The organism is Pandoraea pulmonicola (genome assembly GCF_000815105.2).
Taxonomy (GTDB): domain Bacteria; phylum Pseudomonadota; class Gammaproteobacteria; order Burkholderiales; family Burkholderiaceae; genus Pandoraea; species Pandoraea pulmonicola.
Window position 1 is genome coordinate 3278250 of the sequence record NZ_CP010310.2, and the last position, 24629, is coordinate 3302878.

The following is a 24629-nucleotide window of genomic DNA, read 5'->3' on the forward strand; positions in this document are numbered from 1 at the left end:
GGACCTCCTGGAATATCCGTGGTCAGGCGATCGCGCCGCCCGCGTCGATCAGCACGGTCGAGCCGGTTGCGCTCGGCGTACCCGCGAGATAGAGAATCGTGTTGGCCACGTCTTCGGCGGCCACCACCCGGCGTGCCGGCAGACGCTCGGCGGCATTGCGGTACATCGCCTCGCGATCGGCCTCGGAAAGCTTGTTCCACAGCGGCGTGACCGTCAGGCCCGGCGATACCGTGTTCACGCGCACCGGCGAGAGTTCGAGAGCGAGACCGCGGCCCAGGGCCTCGATGGCCGCGTTGATTGCCCCCTGCACCACCGACGAGGTGCTCGGCCGCACGCTCAGATAGCCCGATGTCAGCGTGAGCGAGCCGCCATCCTCGATACGGGCGAAACGCGCGACGTGATAGGTGCCCCAGAACTTGCTGTCGAAGGCGGCATGCGCATCGTCGAGCGGGAGCTTGCGCACTTGCCCGGTCGGCGTTTGAGCGGCCGACATCACCACATGCTGCCACGATGCATGATCGGCAAAGAAGCGCTCGACCGCGGCGGCGTCGCTGATATCGAGCACGGCCGCGCGGGCGGTGTTGCCGATGGTGGCAAGCGCCTCGTCGAGCTTCGCCTGGTTGCGCGAAGCGATGGTGACGGCGGCCCCTGCCCTGGCGAACGCTTGTGCCGCGGCACGGCCGATGCCGGAACTGCCGCCGATGACCAACACGCGCTGACCTTCGAAATTGAACATGGTGAGACTCCTGGAAACGATGAGAACGGTTCGAGATTCGCAGCAATACGATTGCCATCCGACACCGGCGCGGCGCCATGAGCCGCCGTCGCGCGATGTCATGCCACCATTGTGATCCTCGTCGACAGAAACGATAATCCACCTCGGAACTGAATGACTCTCTCCAAGATATTGATAATCGACACAAAATGATCGATCAGACGCTGGACCTCGCACTGTTCGACCGGATCGTGGCCACCGGCAGCATGTCGGCGGCGGCGCGCGAGATGGGCCTGTCGCTCGCGGTCGTGAGCAAACGGCTCGGACTGCTCGAGCAGCGCCTGGGCGTGCGGCTGCTCAATCGCACCACGCGCAGGCAGGCGCTCACGGAGGAGGGGCAGGTTTTTCACGCCTGCTGCCAGCGGATCCTGGCCGAGATCGCCGAGACCGAACGGCTGATGACGCGACAGGCCGGCACCGTCGGCGGGGTGCTGCGCATCAGCGCCCCGCGCGCGTTCGGCCGCCGCCATCTCGCGCCGCTGCTCGTTGCTTTCCGGGAACGGCACCCGGACCTCAAGGTGTATCTGGAACTGAGCGATCTCTGGGTCGACCTCGTGGCGCACGGCATCGACGTCGCGATCCGCGTGGGCACTCTGCCCGACTCCAGTCTCGTCGCCCAGGAGCTCGCCCCCAACTACCGCGTGCTGGTCGCCTCGCCGGGCTATCTGGCGCGCCATGGTACGCCGCAGGAAGTCGGCGACCTGCAGCAACACGACTGCATTCTGTTCGGCAATGCACCGCATGGCGATTGGCGTTTCGTATGGCAGTCCGAAACGGTTCGGATCCAGGTGCGCGACACCTACGTCGTTGACGACGGGGACACCGCGCACGAGCTGGCGCTGCATGGCGCGGGCATCGCGCAGAAATCGATCTGGGACGTGGGCGACGACCTCAAGGCCGGACGGCTCGTGCGCGTATTGCCTGCGTTGCAGATCCCGGCGTCGCCACTTCACGCGGTGTACCCGCACGGCCGTCATCTCGCGCCGCGTACGCGAGCCTTTGTGGATTTTCTGCGCGACAGATTGCGTGCTTCGTGGCGCTGGCCACAGCATTGACGATGGTGCGGCTCCGGTGAGGCGCGGATCCGGCGCCATCGGATGACGGGCCGGCTGTCTCACCTGCGCGCCGGAAAAAGAAAACGCCGCGATCCCTTTCAGGGTATCGCGGCGCGCTTGTCGCTATCTCACGAGAGTGGGCGACTTCCGGTGTCGCCCGGCGCCCCTCAGGCCGCCTTGTCCATCTGACGCTCGCCACCGAGCGCTTCGACCAAGTCGGCGAGCAGGCGCGCCAGCTCACCGGTCATCAGTGCGACGTCGGCGTCGAACTTCTCGGCCTCGCCTTCGGCCGTCGGATCGGCGGCGTCCTTGATCACGTCGAGCGGTGTGACGCGCTTGACGATGAAGGCATCCGTGAGCACGAACGAGATGCGGTCGTTCCACGTCATCGCCAGCTTGGTGCAGCGTTTGCCGGCTTCGATGTGCTGACGCACGTCCGCACCGTCGAGCGGGTGACGCACATAGCGCACGGCCGCCTTCTCGTCGGTATTCGAGCGCAGTTCCACGTCCTGGTCGACGGTGAAGCCGGACGGGGCGTCATTGCCGGCGAGCCACGACGTCATCATCGCGACCGGCGCTTCGTTGAGTTCCACGGGCTCGAGCACGATGTCGAGCGTCTTGAGCAACAGGCTGCGCACTTCGTCGGCCTTGGCGGGCGACGCGGCGTCGATCACCAGCCAACGGTTGACCGGATCGATCCACACACGCGTATCGCGACGAATGCCGAACGCACGCGGCAGCAGTTCGTCGGTGACCTGCTCCTTGAGTTCGCGCATCTGCTTGCGCCCGGGCTTGAAGCCCTGCTGCTCTTCGAGCTCGGCGGCCTTGGCGCGCGTGACCTGATTCACGACGGTCGACGGCAGCAGCTTTTTCTCGGCGCGATACGCAATCAGGAACTGACGGTTGACGCTGTGCACGAGCTCGCCGCCATCACGCGGCGGCGCCCAGCCCTGCACTTGCAATTCGAGGCTGCCGCCCTCGCGGAAGGCGTGCTTCTCGAGCGCTTCTTCCATTTGCGCGACGCTCATGGACCAACCGGCAGGAATTCGGTGCAACTGAAGATTCTTGAACCACATCGGCATCACCGCAACAAGCAAAAGCAACGATTCTACCAGCGACGCGAAGCGCGGCGAATCCCATTACACGTTTTGCCTCAGAGGAAGCGGTCGAGAATCTTCCGGCTGAGCTTGTCCAGCTTGCCCGTATCGCGGATGAGGAAGTGAATGCCGTGGCTGTCGGTGATGAGCAGCGTCTGTCCGCCCAGGCGACGGATGTCTTCCTCGCCGCGCAGCACGAACGAGGCCTCGCCCCGATGCGTCTCGACCGTCCACGTGCTGGGCGTGGCATAGGTCGACACGCCTTTGATGCGCTGCACCTCCGGCATGAATTCGCGCGCGGCGAGCTCTTCGCGCACGAGCGTCTGCATGGCGGCGGGCAGAACGTCGAGCGAATCGAGCCAGACCAGTTCGCGGCCTTCCGTGCTCACCAGGGCGAGCCCCGCTTCGGGCGCGGCAATCGGAAACGCGCGCACAGGCACCACGCTTTCGTGGACAATGCCTGCCGCATCGGTCAGCACCAGACGACCGAAAGCGTTGCGCGAGAGGGTGAAATCAATCTGCATGAGAATTCTCGCGAACGTTCAGTTGACGGAGAGCGGCTGGGCCGGCGTCGCCACCACGGCAGCGACGGTGGCAGCCACTTCGGCCGAGGCGACGACGTCGTCCACATCGGTGTCGACGTTGCGCTGCTGCGCCTGGTAAAGCTTGTAGTAAGCGCCTTCGCGCGCGATCAGTTCGTCGTGGTTGCCGACCTCCACGATCTTGCCGCGATCGAGCACCACGAGGCGATCGGCCTTGCGCAGCGTCGACAGCCGGTGTGCGATGGCGATCGTCGTACGTCCCTTGACGAGGTTGTCGAGCGCCTTCTGGATTTCCTTCTCGGTGGCGGTGTCCACCGACGACGTCGCTTCGTCGAGAATCAGAATGCGCGGATCGATGAGCAGCGCGCGCGCGATGGAAATACGCTGGCGCTCGCCACCCGAGAGCGCCTGGCCGCGCTCGCCCACGAGCGAATCGTAGCCGTGCGGCAAGCGCAGAATGAACTCGTGCGCGTGCGCCGCGCGGGCGGCTGCCACGATCTCGGCACGCGTGGCGTCCGGCTTGCCGTAGGCGATATTGTCGGCGATCGTGCCGAAGAACAGAAACGGCTCCTGCAGCACGAGCCCCACGTTGCGGCGGAATTCCGAGACCGGCAGTGCGCGGATATCCACGCCGTCGATCTGGATCGAGCCTTCGGCCACGTCGTAGAAGCGGCAGATCAGGTTGACCAGCGTGCTCTTGCCCGAACCGCTATGCCCCACGAGCCCGATCATCTCGCCGGGCGCGATGCGCAGATCCATGCCGCGAATCACCGACCGGTTGCCGTAGCGAAAGCCGATGTCGCGCAGATCGATGGCGCCCTTCACTTCCTTCAGATGCACGGGGTTGACCGGCTCGGGCACGTTCGAGACGTGATCGAGCACGTCGAAGATCCGTTTGGCGCCCGCGGCGGCCTTCTGCGTGACCGACACGATGCGGCTCATCGAGTCGAGACGCGTGTAGAAGCGGCTGATGTAAGTGAGGAATGCGGCGAGCACACCGACCGTGATCTCGTGCTTCGAAATCTGCCAGATGCCGAAGATCCACACCACGAGCAGACCCACTTCGGTCAGGAAGGTGACGGTCGGCGAGAACAGCGACCACACGCGGTTCACCCGGTCGTTGACCACGAGGTTGTGGCGGTTCGCTTCCTTGAAGCGTGCGACCTCACGATTTTCCTGCGCAAATGCCTTCACCACGCGAATGCCCGGAATCGTATCGGCGAGCACATTGGTGATTTCGGCCCAGATGCGGTCGACCTTCTCGAAGCCGTGACGCAAACGGTCGCGCACCAGGTGGATCAGCCAGGCGATGAACGGCAGCGGCACCAGCGTGACCACGGCGAGCCACGGGTTGATCGACACGAGAATGACCGCCGTCATGATGATCATCAGCACATCGGTGGCGAAGTCGAGCAGGTGCAGCGAGAGGAACACGCAGATGCGGTCGCTCTCCGAACCGATACGCGCCATCAGGTCGCCCGTGCGCTTGCCGCCGAAGTATTCGAGCGAGAGCCGCAGCAGATGCGAGTACGTGGCCGTGCGCAGATCGGCGCCGATCCGCTCGGACACCTTCGCCAGCAAGTACGTGCGCCCCCAGCCCAGCACCCACGCGATGACGCCTGCGCCGAGCAAGCCGGACAGGTACATCGCCACGCGACTGTAGTCGATCGGCTGGCCGTTCTGGAACGGAATCAGCACGTTGTCCATCAGCGGCATCGTCAGATACGGCGGGATCAGCGTGGCGCCGGTGGCGCACAACGTGAGCAGGAAGCCGGCGAGCAACTGGAATCGATACGGGCGTGCGAAACGCCACAGACGCAGCAATGCCCACGTCGACGGTGGGGCTTCCGTTTCGGGATTGCACTGCGGGCAGTCGTCAACGCCCGGCGGCAATTCGGCCTGACAGATCGGGCACGTGCCCGCCTCCGCCTGCTCGGCCGCGGCGGCACCCCCGGCCACGAGGGCGTCGCGCTGGCGCACCACGGTGTCCATCAGTTGCAGGGCGGCGGGATTGTGGCCCAGCGTGTAACGCCAGTGGGCGAGTTTCTCGCCCGCGTCGCACACTTCCAGCGAGCCCACCCCCGCGTGGTCCGTATGCGCGAGCGACAAGTCGGCGCGGTACGGCAGCGACTGCCACGGCCCCTGCCCGCCGTCGCGGCGCGGCGCGCGCGCGAGCAAGCGGCGTTCTGTCGCCACGACCACGCCTCGGGCGAAGTGCAGTTGGGCGTCGAGATCGATGGGCAGCCATGCCAGGACGGACTCGCCGGCGTCCAACTGCGCGGCGACGTCCGGATACCAGGATTCGGCGGCGGCACTGCGGCCGATGGTGGAGGCGGAAGACGAACCGGCGGCGTCGCTTTCGGAAGCGGCTTGCGGCATGGCGGCGCCGGAAGGCGCCGGTGTAGAGGTGTCAGTCATTGCTGCGGCAGACGTGTCCTCAAGGAGCGGACATCGAGACAAACGGAGAAGAGACGAGGCGGACTTTCCCTGTCAGTCCGCAAATTTGCCGCAAGTATAACCACAGCGACGCTTTTTGCGGCGTGGAGTTCCCCGATGACACACCGCACAACGGAAATATTGTTGCGACGGTCAACCGTTTGCGGGCTTTCACGTTAAGTAACCAGTTAACTGTAATAGCGCGACCGGCTGTGCCGCCCGAAATCGGCCTCGCCGGCTTCCCAGACCAGCCAGAACGCGTGAAATAGCCTTAGATGAAAAAGAAAGACATTGAGATTTTCGATGTCCTGTCGCTGCGCGGCCCGAATATGTGGACATATCGGCCGGTGCTTGAGGCATGGGTCGATATCGGCGAACTCGAGGAATTCCCGTCCAACAAGATCCCGGGGTTTCCCGAAAGACTGTCCGAGTGGCTGCCGAGCCTCATCGAGCACCGCTGCAGCATCGGCGAGCGCGGGGGCTTCCTCCAGCGCCTGCACGAAGGCACGTGGCCCGGCCACATTCTCGAGCACGTCACGCTCGAACTCCAGAACCTCGCCGGCATGCCCGGCGGCTTCGGCAAGGCACGCGAAACCCCGATCACCGGCGTCTACAAGGTGATCGTGCGCGCCTGGCACGAAGACGTGACCCGTGCGGCGCTGTTCGCCGCCCGCGACCTGGTCATGGCGGCGATCGAAAACCGTCCCTATGACGTCGAAGCCGCCGTCGAGCATCTGCGCGGTCTGGTCGACAAACACTGCCTCGGCCCGAGCACGGCGTGCATCGTCGACGCCGCCGACGACCGCGACATCCCGCATCTGCGCCTGTCCGACGGCAATCTGGTGCAACTGGGCTACGGCGCCGCCGCCCGCCGCATCTGGACCGCCGAGACCGACCGCACCCCCGCCATCGCCGAGAGCATCTCGCGCGACAAGGACCTCACCAAGCAGTTGCTCGAATCGTGTGGCGTACCCGTGCCCGAAGGCCGACTGGTCGACAGCGCCGAAGACGCCTGGGAAGCCGCCGAAGACATCGGCCTGCCGGTTGTCGTGAAGCCGTACGACGGCAACCACGGCCGCGGCGTGTTCATCAATCTCACCACGCGAGACGAAGTCACCACGGCGTTCGAAGTGGCGCTCGAAGAAGGCAACGGCGTGATCGTGGAGCGCTTCGTGTCGGGCCTGGAGCACCGTCTGCTGGTGGTCGGCGGCCGTGTCGTGGCCGCCGCCATGGGCGAGATGGCCTCGGTGGTCGGCGACGGCAAGCACACCGTGTCCGAACTCATCGAACTGCAGATCAACAGCGATCCGCGTCGCGGCAGCGCGGAAGATCAACCGCTCAACCGCGTGCGCATCGATTCGTCGGCCCGCCTGGAGCTCAAGCGCCAGGGCTTCGACGCCGACTCCGTACCGCCCGAAGGCAAGAACGTGCTGATCCAGCGCAACGGCAACGTGGCGTTCGACGTGACCGACCGCGTCCATCCGAGCGTGGCCGCGCATGCGTCGCTCGCCGCGCGCATCGTCGGCCTGGACATCGCCGGCGTGGACCTGGTCGCCGAAGATATCTCGCGCCCACTCACCGAGCAACGTGGCGCCATCGTCGAAGTCAACGCCGGCCCGGGCCTGCTCATGCACCTGAAGCCCGCCGAAGGCACGCCGCGCCCCGTGGGCCGCGCCATCGTCGATCACCTGTTCCCCGAAGGCGACAGCGGTCGCATTCCGGTCGTCGGCATCACCGGCACCAATGGCAAGACCGTCGTCGCGCGACTGCTTACGCATCTGCTGCAGCTTGCGGGCGAGCGCACCGGCCTCGCCTGCAGCGACGGCCTGTTCCTCGACAAGCGCCTCGTCCAGGGCGGCGACCGCGCCAACTGGGATGCCGCGCAGCGTGTGCTGATGAACGCCAGCGTGACCGCCGCCGTTTTCGAGAACGACAGCACCGCCATCCTCTCGGAAGGACTCGCCTACGACCGCTGCCAGGTCGGCATCGTGACCAACATCGACCGCCCCGACCATCTGGGCCAGTACTTCGTCGAAGACGTCGACCGCATGTTCAGCGTGCTGCGCACGCAGGTCGACGTGGTACTGCCCGACGGCGTCGCCGTGCTCAACGCCCGCGATCCGCTCGTGGTCGAAATGGCCGAGCTGTGCGATGGCGACGTGATCTTCTTCGGTCTGGACGAAACCCTGCCTGCCATCGTGGCGCACCGTGCCGCCGGCAAGCGTACGGTGTTCGTGCGCAACGGCCAGGTGATCCTCGCCACCGGCACGGATGAGACGCCCCTCGGCGCCACGGCCCACATGCCGCTGACCTACGCCGGTCGCGTCGCTTTCCAGGTCGAGAACGTGCTCGCCGCCGTGGCCGCCGCCTGGTCGATGGGCGTGAGCACTGAAATCCTGCGCGCCGGCGTGACCACGTTCGACGTGGGCCAGGTGGATGCGCCGGGCCGCTTCACACTCTTCGAGAAGCAAGGCGCGACGGTGATCGTCGACGACGCCCACAACGCCCCCGCCCTGACGGCGCTCGCGGCCGCGCTCGGCACGCTGCCGGCCACGCGGCGCATTGCCGTCTACGGCGCCGGCGCCGACCGCATGGACGAAGATCTCCGCGCCGAAGGCAAGCTGCTCGGTCAGACGTTCGACCGCGTGGTGCTGTGCGACGATCTGAGCGTCAAGCGCAAGCGCCCGGCTGGGGAAACGCGTGCGCAACTGCGTGCAGGCCTGGACACTGCCGGCACCAAGGTGCAGGTGAGCGACGCCGGCGAACGGCGCGCCGCTGCCGAAGCGGCGCTGGCGCAGCTCGCAAGCGGCGAGCTGCTCGTGCTGCAGGCCGATGAAGGGAGCGCCGCCGCGATGCTCGATCTGGTGCATCTGTGGATGGGCCAACCCATGCGCGCACTGGCCGCCTGACCGGCAACTGAAGACGGCGCGCGGGACGCCCCGCCGCCGTCTCTCTATATAGATAGCCACCGAATACCCAAGCCACAGTCGTTTTTCTCGCCAACCAACCGTCATACAGGGACGCGAAGTGGACAGACAGGGATTGCAATTTATGGAAGTCTCCCGTATCCGCGCATTGCGCGGCCCGAACCTCTGGAGCCGTCACACCGCCATCGAGGCGATCGTGACGTGCACCGATCTGGAATACTCGATCGGCAATCTGGCCGGTTTCGAGGCCCGTCTGCGCGCTCGCTTCCCCGAGCTGCCGGCGCTCACGCCCGACGCGGAAGAGCGTCCGGTATCGCTGGCCGACGCGCTCGCCACCACGGCGCTGCACCTGCAGGCCACGGCCGGCTGCCCCGTCACGTTCAGCCAGACGACGCAAACCATCGAGCCGGGCACGTTCCAGGTCGTGGTGCAGTACAGCGAAGAGCCGGTGGGCCGTCTTGCGTTCGATCTCGCGCAGCAGTTGATCAATGCCGCGCTCGAAAACAGCGCATTCGATCTGGCCGATGCACTCTACCGCCTGCGCGACCTCGATGAAGACGTGCGCCTCGGCCCGTCCACCGGTTCCATCGTCTACGCCGCCGTGGCTCGTGGCATTCCGTACCGCCGCCTCACCGAAGGCTCGATGGTGCAGTTCGGCTGGGGCAGCAAGCAGCGTCGCATTCAGGCTGCCGAGACCGACCGGACTTCGGCGGTGGCCGAATCGATCGCGCAGGACAAGGATCTGACGAAGACGCTGCTGCACGCCGCCGGTGTGCCGGTGCCACTGGGCGGCACGGTGCGCGACATCGAAGACGCATGGAAACTCGTGCAGGAAATCGACTCGCCCGTCGTGGTCAAGCCGCGTGACGGCAACCAGGGCAAGGGCGTGGCCGTGCGTCTGCGCACGCGCGAGGAAATCGAAAAGGCGTTCGAAGCCGCGCAGGACATCAGCCGCGACGTCATCATCGAGCGCTACATCCCGGGCCACGACTTCCGTTTGCTCGTCATCGGCAACAAGCTGGTGGCGGCCGCACGTCGCGATCCGCCGCAAGTGACCGGCGACGGCGTGCACACCGTGCGTCAGCTGGTCGATGCGGTGAACGCCGACCCGCGCCGGGGCGAAGGCCATGCCACGTCGCTCACCAAGATTCGCTTCGACGACATCGCCCTTGCGACGCTCGCCAAGCAAGGACTCCATGCCGACTCCGTGCCCGAAGCCGGCGCGCGCGTGGTGTTGCGCAACAACGCCAACCTGTCGACGGGCGGCACGGCAACCGACGTGACCGACGACGTGCACCCCGAGATCGCCGCACGTGCGGTGGCCGCCGCGCAGCAGGTCGGCCTGGACATCGCCGGCGTGGACGCCGTGTGCGAGACCGTCATCCGCCCGTTCGAGGAACAGGCAGGCGGCATCGTCGAAGTCAACGCCGCGCCGGGGCTGCGCATGCACCTGCAGCCGTCGTACGGCAAGGGCCGTGCCGTGGGCGAAGCCATCGTCTCGACGATGTTCGAAGATGGCGACGATGGCCGGATTCCGGTCGTCGCCGTCTCGGGCACCAACGGCAAGACGACGACCGTACGCCTGATCGCTCACCTGATTGCCCAGCAAGGGCTGCGCGTGGGCATGACCGGCACCGACGGCATCTATATCGGCGGCCAACGGATCGACACCGGCGATTGCAGCGGCCCACGCAGTGCCCGCAATGTGCTGATGCACCCGGACGTGGACGCCGCCGTGTTCGAAACCGCCCGCGGCGGTCTGCTGCGCGAGGGGCTCGCGTACGATCGATGCGACGTCGCCGTGGTGACGAACATTGGCATGGGCGATCACCTGGGGCTGTCGTACATCCACACCGTCGAGGATCTCGCGGTGCTCAAGAGCGTGATCGTGCGCAACGTGGCGCCGCGCGGCATGGCCGTGCTCAATGCCGCCGATCCGATGGTCGCGCGCATGGCTGACGCCTGCCCGGGCGACGTGACGTACTTCGCCGTCGACGGCGCACACCCGGTGCTCGCCACGCATCGTGCAAAGGGCAAGCGGGTCGTCTACGTCGAGGACAACCACATCGTGGCGGCCCGCGGCAACGAAGAAACGCGCTATGCGCTTGCCGCGATCCCGCTCACGCGGGGCGGTGTGATCGGCTTCCAGGTCGAAAACGCGATGGCCGCCATCGGGGCGGCGTGGGCGCTCGCCATCGATCCGGTGACGATCCGCGCCGGTCTGGCCACGTTCGTCAACGATGCGGGCACGGCGCCCGGTCGCTTCAACGTGTTCGATTACAAGGGCGCCACGGTGATTGCCGACTACGGTCACAACCCGGACGCGATCGCGGCGCTCACGCAGGCTGTCGAGACGATGCCGGCGCGTCGCCGCTCGGTGGTGATTTCCGGCGCGGGCGACCGTCGCGACGAGGACATCCGCCGCCAGACCCAGATCCTCGGCGGCGCCTTCGACGACGTGCTGCTCTATCAGGACCAGTGCCAGCGCGGCCGCGAAGACGGCGAAGTGCTGGGTCTGCTGCGCGAAGGGCTGGTCGGTGCCCGTCGCGCGAGCCACATCGACGAGATCCACGGCGAGTTCCTGGCGATCGACACCGCGCTCGCGCGCCTGCAACCGGGCGATCTGTGCCTGATCCTCATCGATCAGGTCGACAAAGCGCTCGAACATATCGGCAAGCGGGTCAAGGAAGCTTCGACGCACTGATACCGGTGCGCAGTGGTATCGCGAAAGCCCCCAGGCAGTGCTGCCGGGGGCTTGCTCTTTTGGTCGGCGGCATTTCCATGCACACTACAGGACTCGCGACTCCACTCCGACCTCCCTCATGCGCCCCCTGTTAGCCGCTGCCCTGCTTTGCCTGCCTTTGCTCGCCCATGCCGACTGCAAGGACCGTCTGAACGACTGGACGAAGACCTTGCAACCGGGGCGCGCGCTCGATGCCCAACTCGCCACCTGCAAGGTGTGGCCGGCCAACCCGGCACAGACGCTTGCCCTGCTGCCGTTGCCGCAAAAAGGGGGGACGGACGACGACAAGGTGTATGACGTCGAGATCGTCGTCGCGGACAGCCAGTCAGGCAAGATCGTGGCGCACCGGTTCGAGAAGTCGGCTTTCACGTCGGATGCGATCATGCTGCGCAGCCTCGCGCTCGATACCGCGCCGTGGCGGCTGACGCCGCAGGCGGTCGCGTTCGGCGTGCGCGCCGGATACGAGGGGTCGTCGCGCGTGAATCCGTTTTCGCAGACGACGCTGAGCCTTTACGTGATCGACGGCGCGACACTGCGCAAGGTCGTCGACAATCTGGCGACGCAGACGGGCGGCGGCGAGTGGGATGGCAATTGCGCCGGCAGCTTCTCCGACACGTCGCGTGCGATTTCGGTGGGTCCCGCGGGCAAGATGGGTTACGCGACGCTCCTCGTCAGCGAAAAGGTCGTCACGACGACAAACAAGCCGACGCGCAACGACTGCGCAAGCAAGGAAAGCACGTCGAAGCGCCCCGCTGTCTCGATCGAATTCGACGGGACGCGCTACAACGTGCCCAAGGCGTTGTCGGGTAGTTGAGCCGGAATCGCGCCATGATTGCCCCTTGAGGAGGACGTCGGGATGAAGGTGCTTGTCGTGGGTGCGACCGGCGCGACGGGTCGGCAGGCGGTCAAGGCGCTGCTCGCGCGCGGCTGCAAAGTAACGGCGCTGGTACGCTCGCCGGGGCCGCTGATCGATTTGGCGAGCGACGACCGCCTGTCGCTCGTACACGCTGGCGTGGCCGAACTCAGTCCGGAAGACCTGGCCCGGCACGTGAGCGGTTGCGCGGCCGTCGTTTCCTGCCTCGGCCATAACATGACGTTCCGGGGCATGTTCGGCGAGCCGCGCCGCCTCGTCACCCACGCGACCCGGAACCTGTGCGCGGCCATCGGTGCGAACGCGCCGTCACAACCGGTGCGCGTCATCCTGATGAACACCGCCGGGATCCGCAACGGCGATCTGCGGGAGCCCGTGCCCCTGCTTCAGTCATGCGTGCTCGGTCTGCTTCATGTCCTGCTGCCCCCTCACGCCGACAATGTGCGCGCCGCCGATTTTCTGCGGGTCGAGGTGGGGCGGGATCGCCCCGATGTGCAATGGACCGTCGTCCGGCCGGACAGTCTGATCGACGAGGACGGCGTCAGCCGCTACATCGTCCATCCCTCGCCCGTTCGCAGCGCCCTGTTCAATCCCGGCAAGACCAGCCGCGTCAACGTTGCCGACTTCATGGCCGAACTCGCGACCGACGACACCGTGTGGGCGCGCTGGAAATTTCAGATGCCGGTGATCTACAACGACGTCGACTGAGCGCGACGCTTCTCAGCGCGCATCGGCAATTGTCCCGCCGCACGCCGCGCACCGATGCGTCGGCCCATCAGTCCGGCTCACCCACCAGGCGCTGCATTGCACAGCGCCATGCCCCAGGAAGACCGGCGGCGATCTCATCGTCCAGCACCGCACGCAAACGTGCGCATAGGGAATCGGCGTCGATGCACGCAAAGCCCATGCGTACGTAGTACGGCGCATTCCACGGCACGTCGCGGAACGTGGTGAGGGTCAGTCTGGCGAGACCGACGTCGCGCGCATGGCTGGACGCCGTATCGAGCAACGCCCGCCCGATACCCTTGCCCTGCCAGCGGCCGTGCACCGACATCTCCCACACGTGCAGCGCGTCGCCGAACACTTCGGCGTCCAGAAAACCGACAGGGATATCGTCCGCGTCCACGGCCACCCAGACGGTCCCCGATGCGATCCATTGTCGATGGCGCGCCTCGGAGATCGGTTCGCCCTCTGCCAGCCATCCCAGTTCGGGCAGCGTTCGAAACAATTCACCCGCACTGCGCTCGACGGCCGGCAGCAAAGCGGCGTCGGCCGGCGTCGCAGGACGAACTTGCGGCGCCGGCTTACGCGTCAAACCACCACCTCCTGCGGCGCCATTTCCGTGCCGTATGTACCCCAGCGGCCATTCGCGCCGGCATCGGCGTCGGCCGCCGCGACCGTCGGCTTGCATTGCCCCGCGGTTTCGTCGAGGCCTTGCAGCAACGGACAACGTTCGAAAAGTTCAGCGATGAAGTCGACAAATACGCGCACTTTGGGCGACAGATGCCGGTTGTGCGGGTACACCGCCGAGATCGGCATGGGCGGCGGCTTCCACTGATGCAGGACCTCCACCAGTTGGCCCGACTGCAGATACGGCAGCGCCATGAAGCGCGCGAGCTGCACCGTCCCGAAGCCGGCCAGTCCAAGCTGCAGATAGGCCTCGGCGTCGTTCACCGCCACCGCGCCCTGCATATGGATTTCGACCTCCTTGCCGTCCACGAGGAACTGCTCGTCGATCACCCGCCCCGTGCGGCTCGAGAAGTAGTGCACCGCCGTGTGACGCTGCAGATCCTCGAGCGTATGCGGCATGCCCATGCGCTCCAGGTAGGCGGGCGACGCGCACGTCAGGCTCTGGAACAGCCCCACGCGCCGCGCCACGAGACTCGAATCCTGCAGCGTGCCCACGCGCAGCACGCAATCGACCCCTTCCTGAATCAGATCGACCGGCTTGTCGCCCATGCCGACCATGAGCTCGATCTCCGGATAGCGGTCGTGAAACTCGCACAACGACGGCAGCACCACGAGCTTGCCCAGCGACCCGGGCATGTCCACGCGCAGCTTACCGCGCACGCGCTGGCTGCTCTCGCGGAACGACGACTCCGTCTCCTCGATGTCGGCCAGGATGCGCAGACACCGCTCGTAGTACGCAGCCCCATCGGGCGTGAGATTGAGTCGCCGGGTCGTGCGCTGCAGCAGCCGCGTGCCCAGATGCGACTCGAGATTCTGAATGATGGTGGTCACGGAGGTACGCGGCAGCCCGAGATTGTCGGCCGCGCGCGAAAAACTGTTTGCCTCGACCACCCGCGTGAAGACCTGCATCGCTTGCAAGCGATCCATGATATTTCCCTCGATGAAAACAATGTTGCACAGACCGAACCGTCCCGCCGCCCTGTCGCGCGCACGAATTGCACGGCGATATGCATATTGGTCAGCGGCATAAGCCAATGCCCATAAGGCTGACGCCGATTAGTCGAGCTGACCGAACAGTGTTGCCAAATTATAGGCGTTTATCCCGATGTCCGTGGCCTCTAGACTTCGCTCCATCGAATGTCATCAGAGGGGCATCGCTCGCGCGAGCCCAACGCCATATGTCTGCCAACGCCAAGCCGCACTCGGGCCGGCCGTCCCACACCGACGACGGGCTGCGCATCGAAGAGGTGAGCATCGCCGGTCATGTCGGTCCGGTCACGCTGCGCCTGTACCGGCCGCTCGCGTCCGCCTCGCCGTCCGCCGGTCACACCGGTGAGCCGGGCGTGGTGGTCCCGCTCGAAGCGCATCTGCCCGCCGTGCTGTACTTCCACGGCGGCGGCTTCTGCGCGGGCTCGCTCGACGACGGCGATGCCGCCGCACGCTACCTCGCCGCGCACATCCCGGCGCTGGTCGTCTCGGTCGGCTACTCGCTCGCCCCGGCGCATCCGTTTCCGGCCGCCCCCGAGGACGCCTGGAACGCCGCGCTCTGGCTGCACCGCCACGCCCGCCGGTACGGAGCGAGTGCACGCCGTCTGGCGGTGGCCGGGCACGATGCGGGCGGCAACATTGCCGCGGCCCTCACGATGATTGCACGCGATCGCGGCGAAATCGCCGTCGCGGCACAGGCGCTGCTCGCGCCGTTGCTCGATCCGAGCATGACGCGTCTGGCCGATGGCCGCACGCCGAGCGACATCGAAGCGAGCGAATGCGCCAAGTGCTACCGCGCTTACCTGCCCCATGCGACGCAGCGTCTGCATCCGTATGCGGCGCCGCTCGAATCGCGCCGTCTCGCGGGCCTGCCGCCCACGCTGATCGCTTCCGCCGAACACGATCTGCTCCATGTCGAAGCCGAAAAATACGCTGCCGAACTCATCGCGGCCGGTGTGCCGACGCAGGTCACGCGCCATCGCAGCGCTTCCCATCACGGTCTGGCCGCCCTGCCCGCAGCACTGCGGGAGGTGGCCGCGTTCCTGACACGCCGGCTGGCACCGCCTGCCACCGGCTCTACCCAGTGAGTCCATCCGATCCCGGAGATTTGAAGAAATGACCACCCTCGCTCGCAAACCCGTACTCATTGCCGCCGCTGCGACCGCAGCCCTTCTGGCCATAGGCACGCTCACTGTCGTGCGTGTCGACGCCAGCACGCCCCCTGCCGCTCAAGTCATGCCGAGCGTGGAAGTGGACGTGGCCAACGTGATCTCGCGCACCGTGACCGACTGGCAAAGCTATTCGGGCCGGCTCGACGCCGTGGACCGCGTCGAGATCAAGCCGCTCGTGTCAGGCACCATCACCGCCGTGCATTTCAAGGACGGACAGCTCGTCAAGAAGGGCGATCCGCTCTTTACGATCGATCCGCGCCCGTACGCGGCGGAAGTGGACCGCGCCGCCGCCCAGCTCGCCTCGGCGCAGGCGCGCGACGTCTTCACCAGCACCGACCTCGCCCGCGCGCAACGCCTGATCGCGGATAACGCCATCGCGAAGAAGGACTTCGACCAGAAGGAAAACGCCGCGCGCGAAGCCGCGGCCAACGTGAAGGCCGCCCGCGCGGCGCTCGAAACGGCGCGCATCAACCTCGGCTACACGCAGATCGTGGCGCCGGTGGCCGGACGCGTCTCGCGCGCCGAGATCACCGTGGGCAATACCGTCTCGGCCGGCGCGCAATCGCCTGCCCTGACCACCGTGGTGTCGGTCTCGCCGATCTACGCGGCCTTCGACGTCGACGAGCAAACGTATCTGCGTTATCTGTCGCGCGACACGGCGAAGCCGGGCGGCGTCCCCGTCGATCTGGGGCTGGCCAACGAAGCCGGCTATTCGCGCAAGGGCACCGTCTACTCGGTCGACAACCGCTTCGACACCACGTCGGGCACGATCCGCGTGCGCGCGCGCTTCGACAATGCCGACGGCGCCCTCGTCCCGGGCCTCTACGCCCGCATTCGCGTGGGCGGCGGCGAACCGCACCCGGCGCTGCTCGTCGATGAAGCCGCCATCGGCACGGACCAGAGCAAGAAGTTCGTGCTCGTGGTCGATCCGCAGAACAAGGTGCAGTACCGCGAAGTGCAGCTTGGCGAGCGTCACGGCGGTCTCGTGGAAATCGCGGGCGGCCTCAAGGAAGGCGAGCGCATCGTCGTGAACGGCCTGCAACGCGTGCGCCCGGGCGATCCGGTCACGCCCAAGGCCGTGAAGATGGCCGGTGACACGGGCGGTCCGGTGGACGCGGCAACCACCGCGGTGGCCACCAACGGCACGCTGGCCAAGCCCGCGGCCGGGACGGCCGCGACGGCGGCGGGCAGTGCAGGCACGGCTCCCAAGACCTCCCAGAACAGCAGCACCGACGGCAGCGCCGCCGGCCCCGCCAAGGCGGCAAAACCGCAATCGGTGGCGGCCACGGCGACGGCGTCGCGTTCGTGATGCGGGTTCAGGCACACAGATTCATCACACGCATCACGCGCTGAACGACACCCCAGAGTTTCGTTATGAACATCTCAAAATTCTTTATCGACCGGCCCATCTTCGCGGGGGTTCTTTCGGTCGTCACGCTGCTGGCCGGCCTGATCGCCGTGTTCCAGTTGCCGATTTCGGAGTACCCGGAAGTGGTTCCGCCGTCGGTCGTCGTGCACGCCCAGTACCCCGGCGCCAACCCGAAGGTGATCGCCGAGACCGTGGCCTCGCCGCTCGAAGAGCAGATCAACGGCGTGGAAAACATGCTGTACATGCAGTCGCAGGCCAACAGCGACGGCAACCTGACCACGACCGTGACGTTCCGTCTGGGCACCGACCCGGACAAGGCGCAACAGCTCGTGCAGAACCGCGTCTCGCAAGCGCTGCCGCGTCTGCCGGACGACGTGCAGCGCCTCGGCGTGACGACGATCAAGTCCTCGCCCACGCTCACGATGGTGGTGCACCTGATCTCGCCGAACGACCGGTACGACATGACGTACCTGCGCAACTACGCGCTCATCAACGTGAAGGATCGCCTCTCGCGCATCCAGGGCGTGGGCGAAGTGCAGTTGTGGGGTGCGGGCGACTACTCGATGCGTGTCTGGCTCGATCCGGCCAAGGTCGCCCAGCGCGGCCTGACGGCGTCGGACGTGGTCAAGGCCATTCGCGAGCAGAACGTGCAGGTCGCCGCCGGCGTGATCGGCGCGACACCCGCAGGGCCGAACACGCCGCTGCAACTGAACGTGAATGCGCGCGGCCGTCTGAACACGGAAGAGGAATTCCGCGACATCGTCCTGAAGACTTCGCCGGACGGCGCCGTCACGCATCTGGGCGACGTGGCCCGCGTGCAGCTCGATGCCTCGAGCTACAGCCTGCGCTCGTTGCTCGACAACAAGCCGGCCGTGGGCCTGGGTATCAACCAGTCGCCGGGCGCGAACTCGCTGCAGATCTCCGATCAGGTCCGCGAAGCGATGGCCGACCTGCAAAAGGACATGCCCCCGGGCGTGGAATACCGCATCGAGTATGACCCGACGCAGTTCGTGCGCTCGTCGATCAAGGCCGTGATCCACACCCTGCTCGAAGCCATCGCCCTCGTGGTGCTGGTGGTGATCGTGTTCCTGCAAACGTGGCGCGCCTCCATCATCCCGCTGCTCGCCGTGCCGGTGTCGATTGTCGGTACGTTCGCGCTGCTGCTCGGCTTCGGCTATTCGATCAATGCGCTGTCATTGTTCGGGATGGTGCTCGCCATCGGTATCGTGGTGGACGACGCGATCGTGGTCGTCGAGAACGTCGAACGGAACATCGCGGCGGGTCTCTCGCCGAAGGAAGCCACGTACCAGGCGATGCGCGAAGTGAGCGGTCCGATCATCGCGATCGCGCTCACGCTGGTCGCCGTGTTCGTGCCGCTGGCCTTCATGTCGGGTCTGACGGGCCAGTTCTACAAGCAGTTCGCGATGACCATCGCGATCTCGACGGTGATCTCGGCGTTCAACTCGCTCACGCTTTCGCCGGCCATGGCCGCCCTGCTGCTCAAGGACCATCACGCCGAGCCGGACTGGCTCACGCGCCAGATGAACCGATACCTGGGCGGCTTCTTCGCCGTATTCAACCGCGTGTTCCATCGCGGCTCTGAACAGTACGGCCAGGGCGTGACCCGCGTGATCGGCCGCAAGGCGCTGATGATGGCGATCTTCGCGGTGCTGCTTGGCGTGACGATGCTGCTGGGCAAAGTGGTCCCGGGCGGTTTCGTGCCGGCGCAGGACAAGGAATATCTGGTCGCATTCGCCCAGTTGCCCAATGGCGCATCGCTCGACCGCACCGACAAGGTGATCCGCGATATGACGGACATCGCATTGAAGACACCTGGCGTGAAGAGCGCCGTGGCGTTCCCGGGCATGTCGGTCAACGGCTTCACCAACTCGTCGTCCGCCGGTATCGTATTCGTGACGCTCAAGCCCTTTGCCGAGCGTCACGACAAGACGCTGTCGGCGGCCGCCATCGCGGGCAAGCTCAACGCCGAGTACTCGAAGAACAAGGATTCGTTCATTGCCGTGTTCCCCCCCCCGCCGGTGATGGGCCTCGGTACGCTCGGCGGCTTCAAGCTGCAGATCGAAGACCGCGGCGCGCTCGGCTACGAAGCGCTGAACGACGCCACGCAGGCGTTCATCAAGAAGGCTTCGCAGACGAAGGAACTGGGCCCCACGTTCTCGTCGTACCAGATCAACGTGCCGCAACTCAACGTAGACCTCGACCGTGTGAAGGCCAAGCAGTTAGGGGTGCCGATCACCGATGTGTTCGACACCATGCAGATCTACCTCGGCTCGCTGTACGTGAACGACTTCAACAAGTTCGGCCGCGTGTACCAGGTCCGTGTGCAGGCAGACGCGCCGTTCCGCGCCCATGCCGAGGACATCGGCCTGCTCAAGACGCGCAACGCGAATGGCGACATGGTGCCGCTCTCCTCGCTGGTGAAGGTCTCGCCGACCTACGGTCCGGAAATGGTCGTGCGCTACAACGGCTACACCGCGGCCGACATCAACGGCGGCCCGGCGCCGGGTTACTCGTCGGGTCAGGCGCAGGCAGCCGTGGAACGCATCGCCGCGGAAACGCTGCCGCGCGGTGTGAAGTTCGAATGGACCGACCTCACGTATCAGCAGATTCTCGCGGGCAATTCGGCGCTGTGGGTGTTCCCGATCTCGGTGCTGCTGGTGTTCCTGGTGCTCGCCGCGCAGTACGAGAGCCTCACGCTGCCGCTGGCCGTGATCATGATCGTCCCGATGAGCATCATGTCGGCGCTGTTCGGGGTGTGGCTCACCCGTGGGGATAACAACATCTTCACGCAGATCGGTTTGATGGTGCTCGTGGGGCTCTCCGCGAAGAACGCGATCCTGATCGTGGAGTTTGCGCGGGAGTTGGAAATGCAGGGCCGCTCGGCCGTCGCCGCGGCTATCGAGGCAAGCCGACTGCGTCTGCGCCCGATTCTGATGACGTCCATCGCGTTCATCATGGGGGTGGTGCCGCTGGTGATGTCGACGGGCGCAGGTTCGGAAATGCGTCACGCCATGGGGGTTGCCGTGTTCTTCGGCATGATCGGCGTGACCGGATTCGGTCTGATGCTGACGCCGGTGTTCTACGTGCTGTTGCGCTCGCTGGCCGGCAAGAAGCCGCTGCACAGCGCGCACGCGTCGACCATGCCCGCCAACGTCAAGGCCGAAGTCTGAAGGATGCCAATCATGCAATCGCAATGGATCAAACGCAGTCTGGGTGTCTCGGGTCTGCTCGCCACGCTGCTGGTGGTGGCGGGCTGCTCGATGGCCCCGACGTACGAAGTGCCCAAGGTGACCGACAGGGGAACGCCGACCGCCTTCAAGGAAGCCGCGCTCCCGGCCGGTCAAGCCGGTACCTGGAAGACTGCCGAGCCGTCGGAAGCGGTGGCGCGCGGCGAATGGTGGAAAGTGTTCGGCGACGCGACGCTCGACAAGCTCGAAGCCGACGCGCTGGCCGCCAACCAGAGCCTGAAGGCCGCCGCGGCGCGAGTCCAGGAAGCGCGTGGCGTGCAACGCCAGGCGCGCGCCGCCCTCTTCCCGACGCTCGACGCCGGCTTCGGCCCGACGCGCCAGAAGATATCCCCGGCCTCGCAACTGCAGCCGGACGGCACGAACATCGCGCCCTATACGCTGTGGCGTGCGCAGGCGAGCGTCGGCTACGAGGTCGACCTGTTCGGCCGCGTGTCGGACAACGTCGCGGCCGCCCGTGCCGACGCCGAGCAAAGCGAAGCGCTGTACCGTTCGGTGCAGCTCGCCTTGCAGGCCGACGTGGCGCAGAACTACTTCAATCTGCGTGAGCTCGACGCCGAACAGGCGCTGTACACGCAGACCGTGAAGTTGCGCGAGGAAGCACTCAAGCTCGTGCAGCGGCGCTTCACCGAAGGCGACATCGGCGAGCTCGACGTGGCGCGCGCCAAGGCCGAATTGGCGACGGCGCAGTCCGATGCCTTGGCCGTCGCCCGCTTGCGTGCCGCGTCCGAGCACAGCCTGGCGATCCTGCTTGGCCTGACGCCTGCGGAATTCACGTTCCAGCCGGCGCCGCTGGTGCCGGTCAACGTGCGCGTTCCGGCGGGTCTGCCGTCGGCACTGCTCGAACGGCGTCCGGACATCGCCGCCGCCGAGCGCGCCATGGCCGCGGCGAACGCGCGTATCGGCGTGGCGAAGGCGGCGTTCTTCCCGTCGATCTCGCTCACCGGCTCGGGTGGCTTCGAAGCCGCCACGCTCGGCGATCTGTTCAACTGGTCGAGCCGCACGTTCCTGCTCGGCCCGGCCGTGGGCGGCCTGCTCTCGCTGCCGATCTTCGACGGCGGCGCACGCAGCGGCAACCTGGCGCGCGCCCGTGCGCAGTACGAAGAAGACGTCGCGAACTATCGCCAGCAGGTGCTCGTGGCGTTCCGCGAGGTCGAGGACAACCTGTCGAACCTGCGCCTGCTCGACGAGCAGACGCGTGCGCAGAACGATGCGGTGAAGTCGTCGAATCGCGCCGCGCAGCTCTCGCGCACGCAGTACCAGGAAGGTTCGATCGCGTATCTCGATGTCATCGACGCCGAGCGCACCGTGCTCCAGGCGCAACGCAGCGCCGTGCAACTGGCGGGCGCGCAAGCGGTTTCGACGGTGAACCTGATTCGCGCCCTCGGCGGCGGCTGGGGAGATCTACCGGCCGCGCAACCGGTGGAAGGGACGCCCGCCCCGACGCCAACGGCCAATGCCGCGAACCCCAAGGTGGCGGCACGATGAAATGAAGCGAGGTCGGCGCCGGAAGTCGCGGCGTGGACCTCGGTAGCGAATGCATCGGACCGGCGGCCGCTCGTCATCCCCAAGGCGAGCGACGCGCCGACCTGCCCCCGACGCGCGTCATGCGTGCCGCCGGTTTCGGTGCACCCCGCGTCCCATAAGGCGCGGAAAGGTTTCTTCCCTGCGTCCCTGCTTGCCCGGCGCCTGCCCGAGTCCCACGACATCCGGCATGCCCGGGCTTTTTTTCGTCCGGCAATGGTAGGATGGACGCACGATTTTCGTCGCGCACTCGGCATGAGGCGCATTACGGCGAGGATCGTCGCTGGCTAGTCATCTCGAGTGCTTTCCCCGCGTTCGGTCGTTTCGACCCTACGATAAGGAGTGCAAACAATGAAGATGCGCAAGACGTTGTCGCTTTGTCTCGCCGCCGGTATGGCGGTTTCCTCCACTCTCGTGTTCGCGCAAGGCGGCCCCCCTCCGCGAGGAGGCTCGGGAGGCCCCGATGCCGGTGGTCCTCCAGGCCAACGCCCCGGCGGCCCCCATGCGGGCTCCCCGGGCCACGCCCCGCAACATGGTGGCCCCAAAGCGCAGCACGGTGGCCCGCCGCCACGCGGCAATGCCGGTCCCGGCTCGGACGGCTGGCAGCATCCCGAATGGCGGCGCGGCGATCGCGTGCCGCAGCAGTACCGCGATCGGCAGTACGTCGTCGACGACTACCGGCAATACCGCCTGAAGGCGCCGCCCCGCGGCTACCACTGGGTTGGCGTTGCCGGCGACTTCCTGCTCGTAGCCAACGGCACCAACGTCATCTCGCAGATCGTGCTTGGCAGCGAACGCTGACGCGCATCGCCTTGACGTGACGGTGGCCAATGCCCACTGACTTGCCAGCCATGCGGCAGGGTATCCCCCTGCCGCATGTGTTTTGGGCGGCAGCGCGCCTCTCGCTGTCGTGCTGCGTCTTCCGCCGCGCCTGTACCGCGCCCGCCGCCGTTCTTCACCGGTTCCAAAGAACCCCCTTGCGTCGTAGCTCTGCGCCACACGCAGGCGCTGCGCCAACGCTGGCAAGGTCCACGCCCCACCCGTCCCGTTTTCCGTGATTTGCTGCGCCGCATTGCCGTCGTGCGATGTTGGGCGCTGTTCTCGTTGCATCGCAACATTAAAATTACGCCTCATGCCTTCCCGATTCATCGATATACGATATATCATGCACAAAATATCAAACGAATGCCCCGGTTCGGTGCACTCGGTGGAAGGGGCGACATGGCAATGACGCAACAAGACGTAAGGCAGTGGTTGACGGGCTTTCTGCCCGCCGTGGTGGCCGTGCATTGGCGCGAGCGACTGCGGGCCGGCGTCGGCGCACTGTGCGGTATTGCGCTTACGGGCGGCCTCATGCTGTGGCTGCTCGGTCCCGCGACGTATATTCCGTGGCTGGTGGCCCCCATGGGCGCATCGGCCGTGCTGCTCTTCGGTGTGCCCGCCAGTCCCCTCGCCCAGCCGTGGTCCATCGTGGGCGGCAACCTGATTGCCGCCCTCGTCGGGGTGACCTGCGCGATCTACGTTCCGTCGCCGGTCATCGCGGCAGCCACCGCCGTGGGCGTCTCCATCGCGCTGATGTTCACATTGCGCTGCGTGCACCCGCCCTCGGGCGCGGTCGCGTTGACGGCGGTGCTCGGCGGACCTGCCGTGCATGCGCTCGGATACGGTTTCGTGCTCGAGCCGATCGCCGTGCAGACGGTTGTCCTGCTGGGCGCGGCGATCGGCTACCACGCCCTCACCGGTCACCGCTATCCGCATGCGGCGCGCGCGCAGACGACGCCGGTGCGTCCGATCAATGCGTCGGCCATTCCCGTGACGACGGCGGATGCCGAAAAAGCACTCGCCCGTCGCAGCGAACTCCTCGATATTTCCCCGGACGACCTCGCCAGCCTGTTGCGCGACACGCAGCGCGAAGCCTATGCGCGGCGGGCGCGCGAACTGACGTGCGCCGACGTCATGGCCCCGCCGATGGCGCAAGTGCAGGCTCACGACGAAGCCCCGGCCGCCTGGCGCCTGCTGCAACGCCATGGGCTCGACGCGCTGCCTGTCGTCGATGACGATGCGCGAGTGATCGGACTGGTGACGCGTCATGATCTGCACACACGCCGGGCGCGCCGCCAGCGCTGGCCGCGTTTCGGTATGTCCACTGCGCCGCGTCCAGTAGTGCGCGACGTCATGCAGGGCGAACTCAAGACGGCCACGGCGAGCACGCCGTTGTCCGAAGCCGTCTCCCTGTTGATGGCGCAGCGGCACGGCACCCTGCCCGTGCTCGACGACGCCGCACGACTGATAGGCCTCGTCACCCACGCCGAAGTGCTGCGGCGGGTGGTGTCCATCTGAGCTCACGGCCTCCTCCCCGGCAACGGGGTCCGAGAGGTACCGCCAATCAATATCCGTGCGGTGTCGATGCCGCCCCCGCATACCTCCACCTCCCCTTCCTCCCACATTGTCAGCC

General features: G+C 66.4%; 17 protein-coding genes. 11 read left to right on the forward strand and 6 right to left on the reverse strand.

The genetic code is table 11. From position 1 onward, the window contains the following. Positions 1–22: 22 nt before the first annotated feature. Entirely contained in the window at positions 23–736 is a 714-nt protein-coding gene (locus RO07_RS14135) for an SDR family oxidoreductase (protein WP_039411564.1), read from the reverse strand. Positions 737–924: 188 nt separating this feature from the next. On the opposite strand from RO07_RS14135, the gene RO07_RS14140 reads away from it, so the two are divergent. Beyond that, positions 925–1830 (forward strand): LysR family transcriptional regulator, encoded by a 906-nt coding sequence (locus tag RO07_RS14140; RefSeq protein ID WP_039411566.1) that lies wholly within the window; start codon positions 925–927, stop codon positions 1828–1830. 167 nt (positions 1831–1997) lie between these two features. On the opposite strand, the gene RO07_RS14145 is transcribed toward RO07_RS14140, so the two are convergent. The 3 genes from RO07_RS14145 to RO07_RS14155 all read right to left on the reverse strand — a co-directional run bounded on the left by RO07_RS14145 (position 1998) and on the right by RO07_RS14155 (position 5848). Then, positions 1998–2906: a recombination-associated protein RdgC gene (locus RO07_RS14145; RefSeq protein WP_039415532.1), complete on the reverse strand. Its 909-nt coding sequence runs from the start codon at positions 2904–2906 to the stop codon at positions 1998–2000. A 77-nt stretch (positions 2907–2983) separates the two neighbouring features. Continuing rightward, positions 2984–3451, reverse strand: coding sequence for a cyanophycin metabolism-associated DUF1854 family protein (locus RO07_RS14150; RefSeq protein WP_039411568.1), 468 nt, complete (start codon positions 3449–3451; stop codon positions 2984–2986). An 18-nt stretch (positions 3452–3469) separates the two neighbouring features. Next, the gene (locus RO07_RS14155; RefSeq protein WP_084072615.1) at positions 3470–5848 is read right to left on the reverse strand and encodes a cyanophycin metabolism-associated ABC transporter; all 2379 of its coding nucleotides are present in this window, start codon (positions 5846–5848) and stop codon (positions 3470–3472) included. A 332-nt stretch (positions 5849–6180) separates the two neighbouring features. On the opposite strand from RO07_RS14155, the gene cphA (RO07_RS14160) reads away from it, so the two are divergent. From cphA (RO07_RS14160) to RO07_RS14175, 4 genes are all read left to right on the forward strand, one after another. Next, a complete protein-coding gene (gene cphA / locus RO07_RS14160) occupies positions 6181–8814 on the forward strand; it encodes a cyanophycin synthetase (RefSeq protein WP_039411570.1) in 2634 nt (877 codons plus the stop codon). A gap of 142 nt (positions 8815–8956) precedes the next feature. Continuing rightward, a complete protein-coding gene (cphA, locus tag RO07_RS14165; RefSeq protein WP_039411572.1) occupies positions 8957–11536 on the forward strand; it encodes a cyanophycin synthetase in 2580 nt (859 codons plus the stop codon). Between the two features lie 118 nt (positions 11537–11654). Beyond that, positions 11655–12389, forward strand: coding sequence for a PA3715 family protein (locus RO07_RS14170; protein ID WP_147284651.1), 735 nt, complete (start codon positions 11655–11657; stop codon positions 12387–12389). A gap of 42 nt (positions 12390–12431) precedes the next feature. Further along, on the forward strand, positions 12432–13154 hold the full coding sequence (locus tag RO07_RS14175; RefSeq protein WP_039411574.1) for an NAD(P)-dependent oxidoreductase: 723 nt from the start codon (positions 12432–12434) through the stop codon (positions 13152–13154). 67 nt (positions 13155–13221) lie between these two features. On the opposite strand, the gene RO07_RS14180 is transcribed toward RO07_RS14175, so the two are convergent. Together RO07_RS14180 and RO07_RS14185 are read right to left on the reverse strand one after the other, a co-directional pair. Beyond that, the gene (locus RO07_RS14180) at positions 13222–13761 is read right to left on the reverse strand and encodes a GNAT family N-acetyltransferase (RefSeq protein WP_039411576.1); all 540 of its coding nucleotides are present in this window, start codon (positions 13759–13761) and stop codon (positions 13222–13224) included. Continuing rightward, positions 13758–14783 carry a LysR family transcriptional regulator gene (locus RO07_RS14185; protein ID WP_039411579.1) on the reverse strand — a complete coding sequence of 342 codons (1026 nt, stop codon included), beginning with the start codon at positions 14781–14783 and terminating at the stop codon, positions 13758–13760. Before RO07_RS14185 ends, RO07_RS14180 begins: the two co-directional genes overlap by 4 nt. A gap of 251 nt (positions 14784–15034) precedes the next feature. Between RO07_RS14185 and RO07_RS14190 the strand changes: the two genes are divergently transcribed. The 6 genes from RO07_RS14190 (at position 15035) to RO07_RS14215 (ending at position 24514) form a co-directional block, all read left to right on the forward strand. Further along, positions 15035–15931, forward strand: a complete 897-nt coding sequence (locus RO07_RS14190; RefSeq protein ID WP_052267319.1) for an alpha/beta hydrolase — start codon at positions 15035–15037, stop codon at positions 15929–15931. Positions 15932–15959: 28 nt separating this feature from the next. Next, positions 15960–17324 carry an efflux RND transporter periplasmic adaptor subunit gene (locus RO07_RS14195; RefSeq protein WP_237171259.1) on the forward strand — a complete coding sequence of 455 codons (1365 nt, stop codon included), beginning with the start codon at positions 15960–15962 and terminating at the stop codon, positions 17322–17324. Positions 17325–17389: 65 nt separating this feature from the next. Further along, positions 17390–20575 carry an efflux RND transporter permease subunit gene (locus RO07_RS14200; RefSeq protein WP_039411582.1) on the forward strand — a complete coding sequence of 1062 codons (3186 nt, stop codon included), beginning with the start codon at positions 17390–17392 and terminating at the stop codon, positions 20573–20575. A gap of 12 nt (positions 20576–20587) precedes the next feature. After that, entirely contained in the window at positions 20588–22138 is a 1551-nt protein-coding gene (locus RO07_RS14205) for an efflux transporter outer membrane subunit (RefSeq protein ID WP_039415543.1), read from the forward strand. 387 nt (positions 22139–22525) lie between these two features. Continuing rightward, a complete protein-coding gene (locus RO07_RS14210; RefSeq protein WP_039411585.1) occupies positions 22526–22975 on the forward strand; it encodes an RcnB family protein in 450 nt (149 codons plus the stop codon). A 426-nt stretch (positions 22976–23401) separates the two neighbouring features. After that, positions 23402–24514 (forward strand): HPP family protein, encoded by a 1113-nt coding sequence (locus RO07_RS14215; protein WP_039411588.1) that lies wholly within the window; start codon positions 23402–23404, stop codon positions 24512–24514. Positions 24515–24629 lie beyond the last annotated feature (115 nt).

Bases quoted from the DNA above. Each gene is read 5' to 3' on its own strand.
- RO07_RS14135 (WP_039411564.1), bottom strand. From the start codon at position 736: ATGTTCAATTTCGAAGGTCAGCGCGTGTTGGTCATCGGCGGCAGTTCC.
- RO07_RS14140 (WP_039411566.1), top strand. From the start codon at position 925: ATGATCGATCAGACGCTGGACCTCGCACTGTTCGACCGGATCGTGGCC.
- RO07_RS14145 (WP_039415532.1), bottom strand. From the start codon at position 2,906: ATGTGGTTCAAGAATCTTCAGTTGCACCGAATTCCTGCCGGTTGGTCC.
- RO07_RS14150 (WP_039411568.1), bottom strand. From the start codon at position 3,451: ATGCAGATTGATTTCACCCTCTCGCGCAACGCTTTCGGTCGTCTGGTG.
- RO07_RS14155 (WP_084072615.1), bottom strand. From the start codon at position 5,848: ATGCCGCAAGCCGCTTCCGAAAGCGACGCCGCCGGTTCGTCTTCCGCC.
- cphA (WP_039411570.1), top strand. From the start codon at position 6,181: ATGAAAAAGAAAGACATTGAGATTTTCGATGTCCTGTCGCTGCGCGGC.
- cphA (WP_039411572.1), top strand. From the start codon at position 8,957: ATGGAAGTCTCCCGTATCCGCGCATTGCGCGGCCCGAACCTCTGGAGC.
- RO07_RS14170 (WP_147284651.1), top strand. From the start codon at position 11,655: ATGCGCCCCCTGTTAGCCGCTGCCCTGCTTTGCCTGCCTTTGCTCGCC.
- RO07_RS14175 (WP_039411574.1), top strand. From the start codon at position 12,432: ATGAAGGTGCTTGTCGTGGGTGCGACCGGCGCGACGGGTCGGCAGGCG.
- RO07_RS14185 (WP_039411579.1), bottom strand. From the start codon at position 14,783: ATGGATCGCTTGCAAGCGATGCAGGTCTTCACGCGGGTGGTCGAGGCA.
- RO07_RS14190 (WP_052267319.1), top strand. From the start codon at position 15,035: ATGTCTGCCAACGCCAAGCCGCACTCGGGCCGGCCGTCCCACACCGAC.
- RO07_RS14195 (WP_237171259.1), top strand. From the start codon at position 15,960: ATGACCACCCTCGCTCGCAAACCCGTACTCATTGCCGCCGCTGCGACC.
- RO07_RS14200 (WP_039411582.1), top strand. From the start codon at position 17,390: ATGAACATCTCAAAATTCTTTATCGACCGGCCCATCTTCGCGGGGGTT.
- RO07_RS14205 (WP_039415543.1), top strand. From the start codon at position 20,588: ATGCAATCGCAATGGATCAAACGCAGTCTGGGTGTCTCGGGTCTGCTC.
- RO07_RS14210 (WP_039411585.1), top strand. From the start codon at position 22,526: ATGAAGATGCGCAAGACGTTGTCGCTTTGTCTCGCCGCCGGTATGGCG.
- RO07_RS14215 (WP_039411588.1), top strand. From the start codon at position 23,402: ATGACGCAACAAGACGTAAGGCAGTGGTTGACGGGCTTTCTGCCCGCC.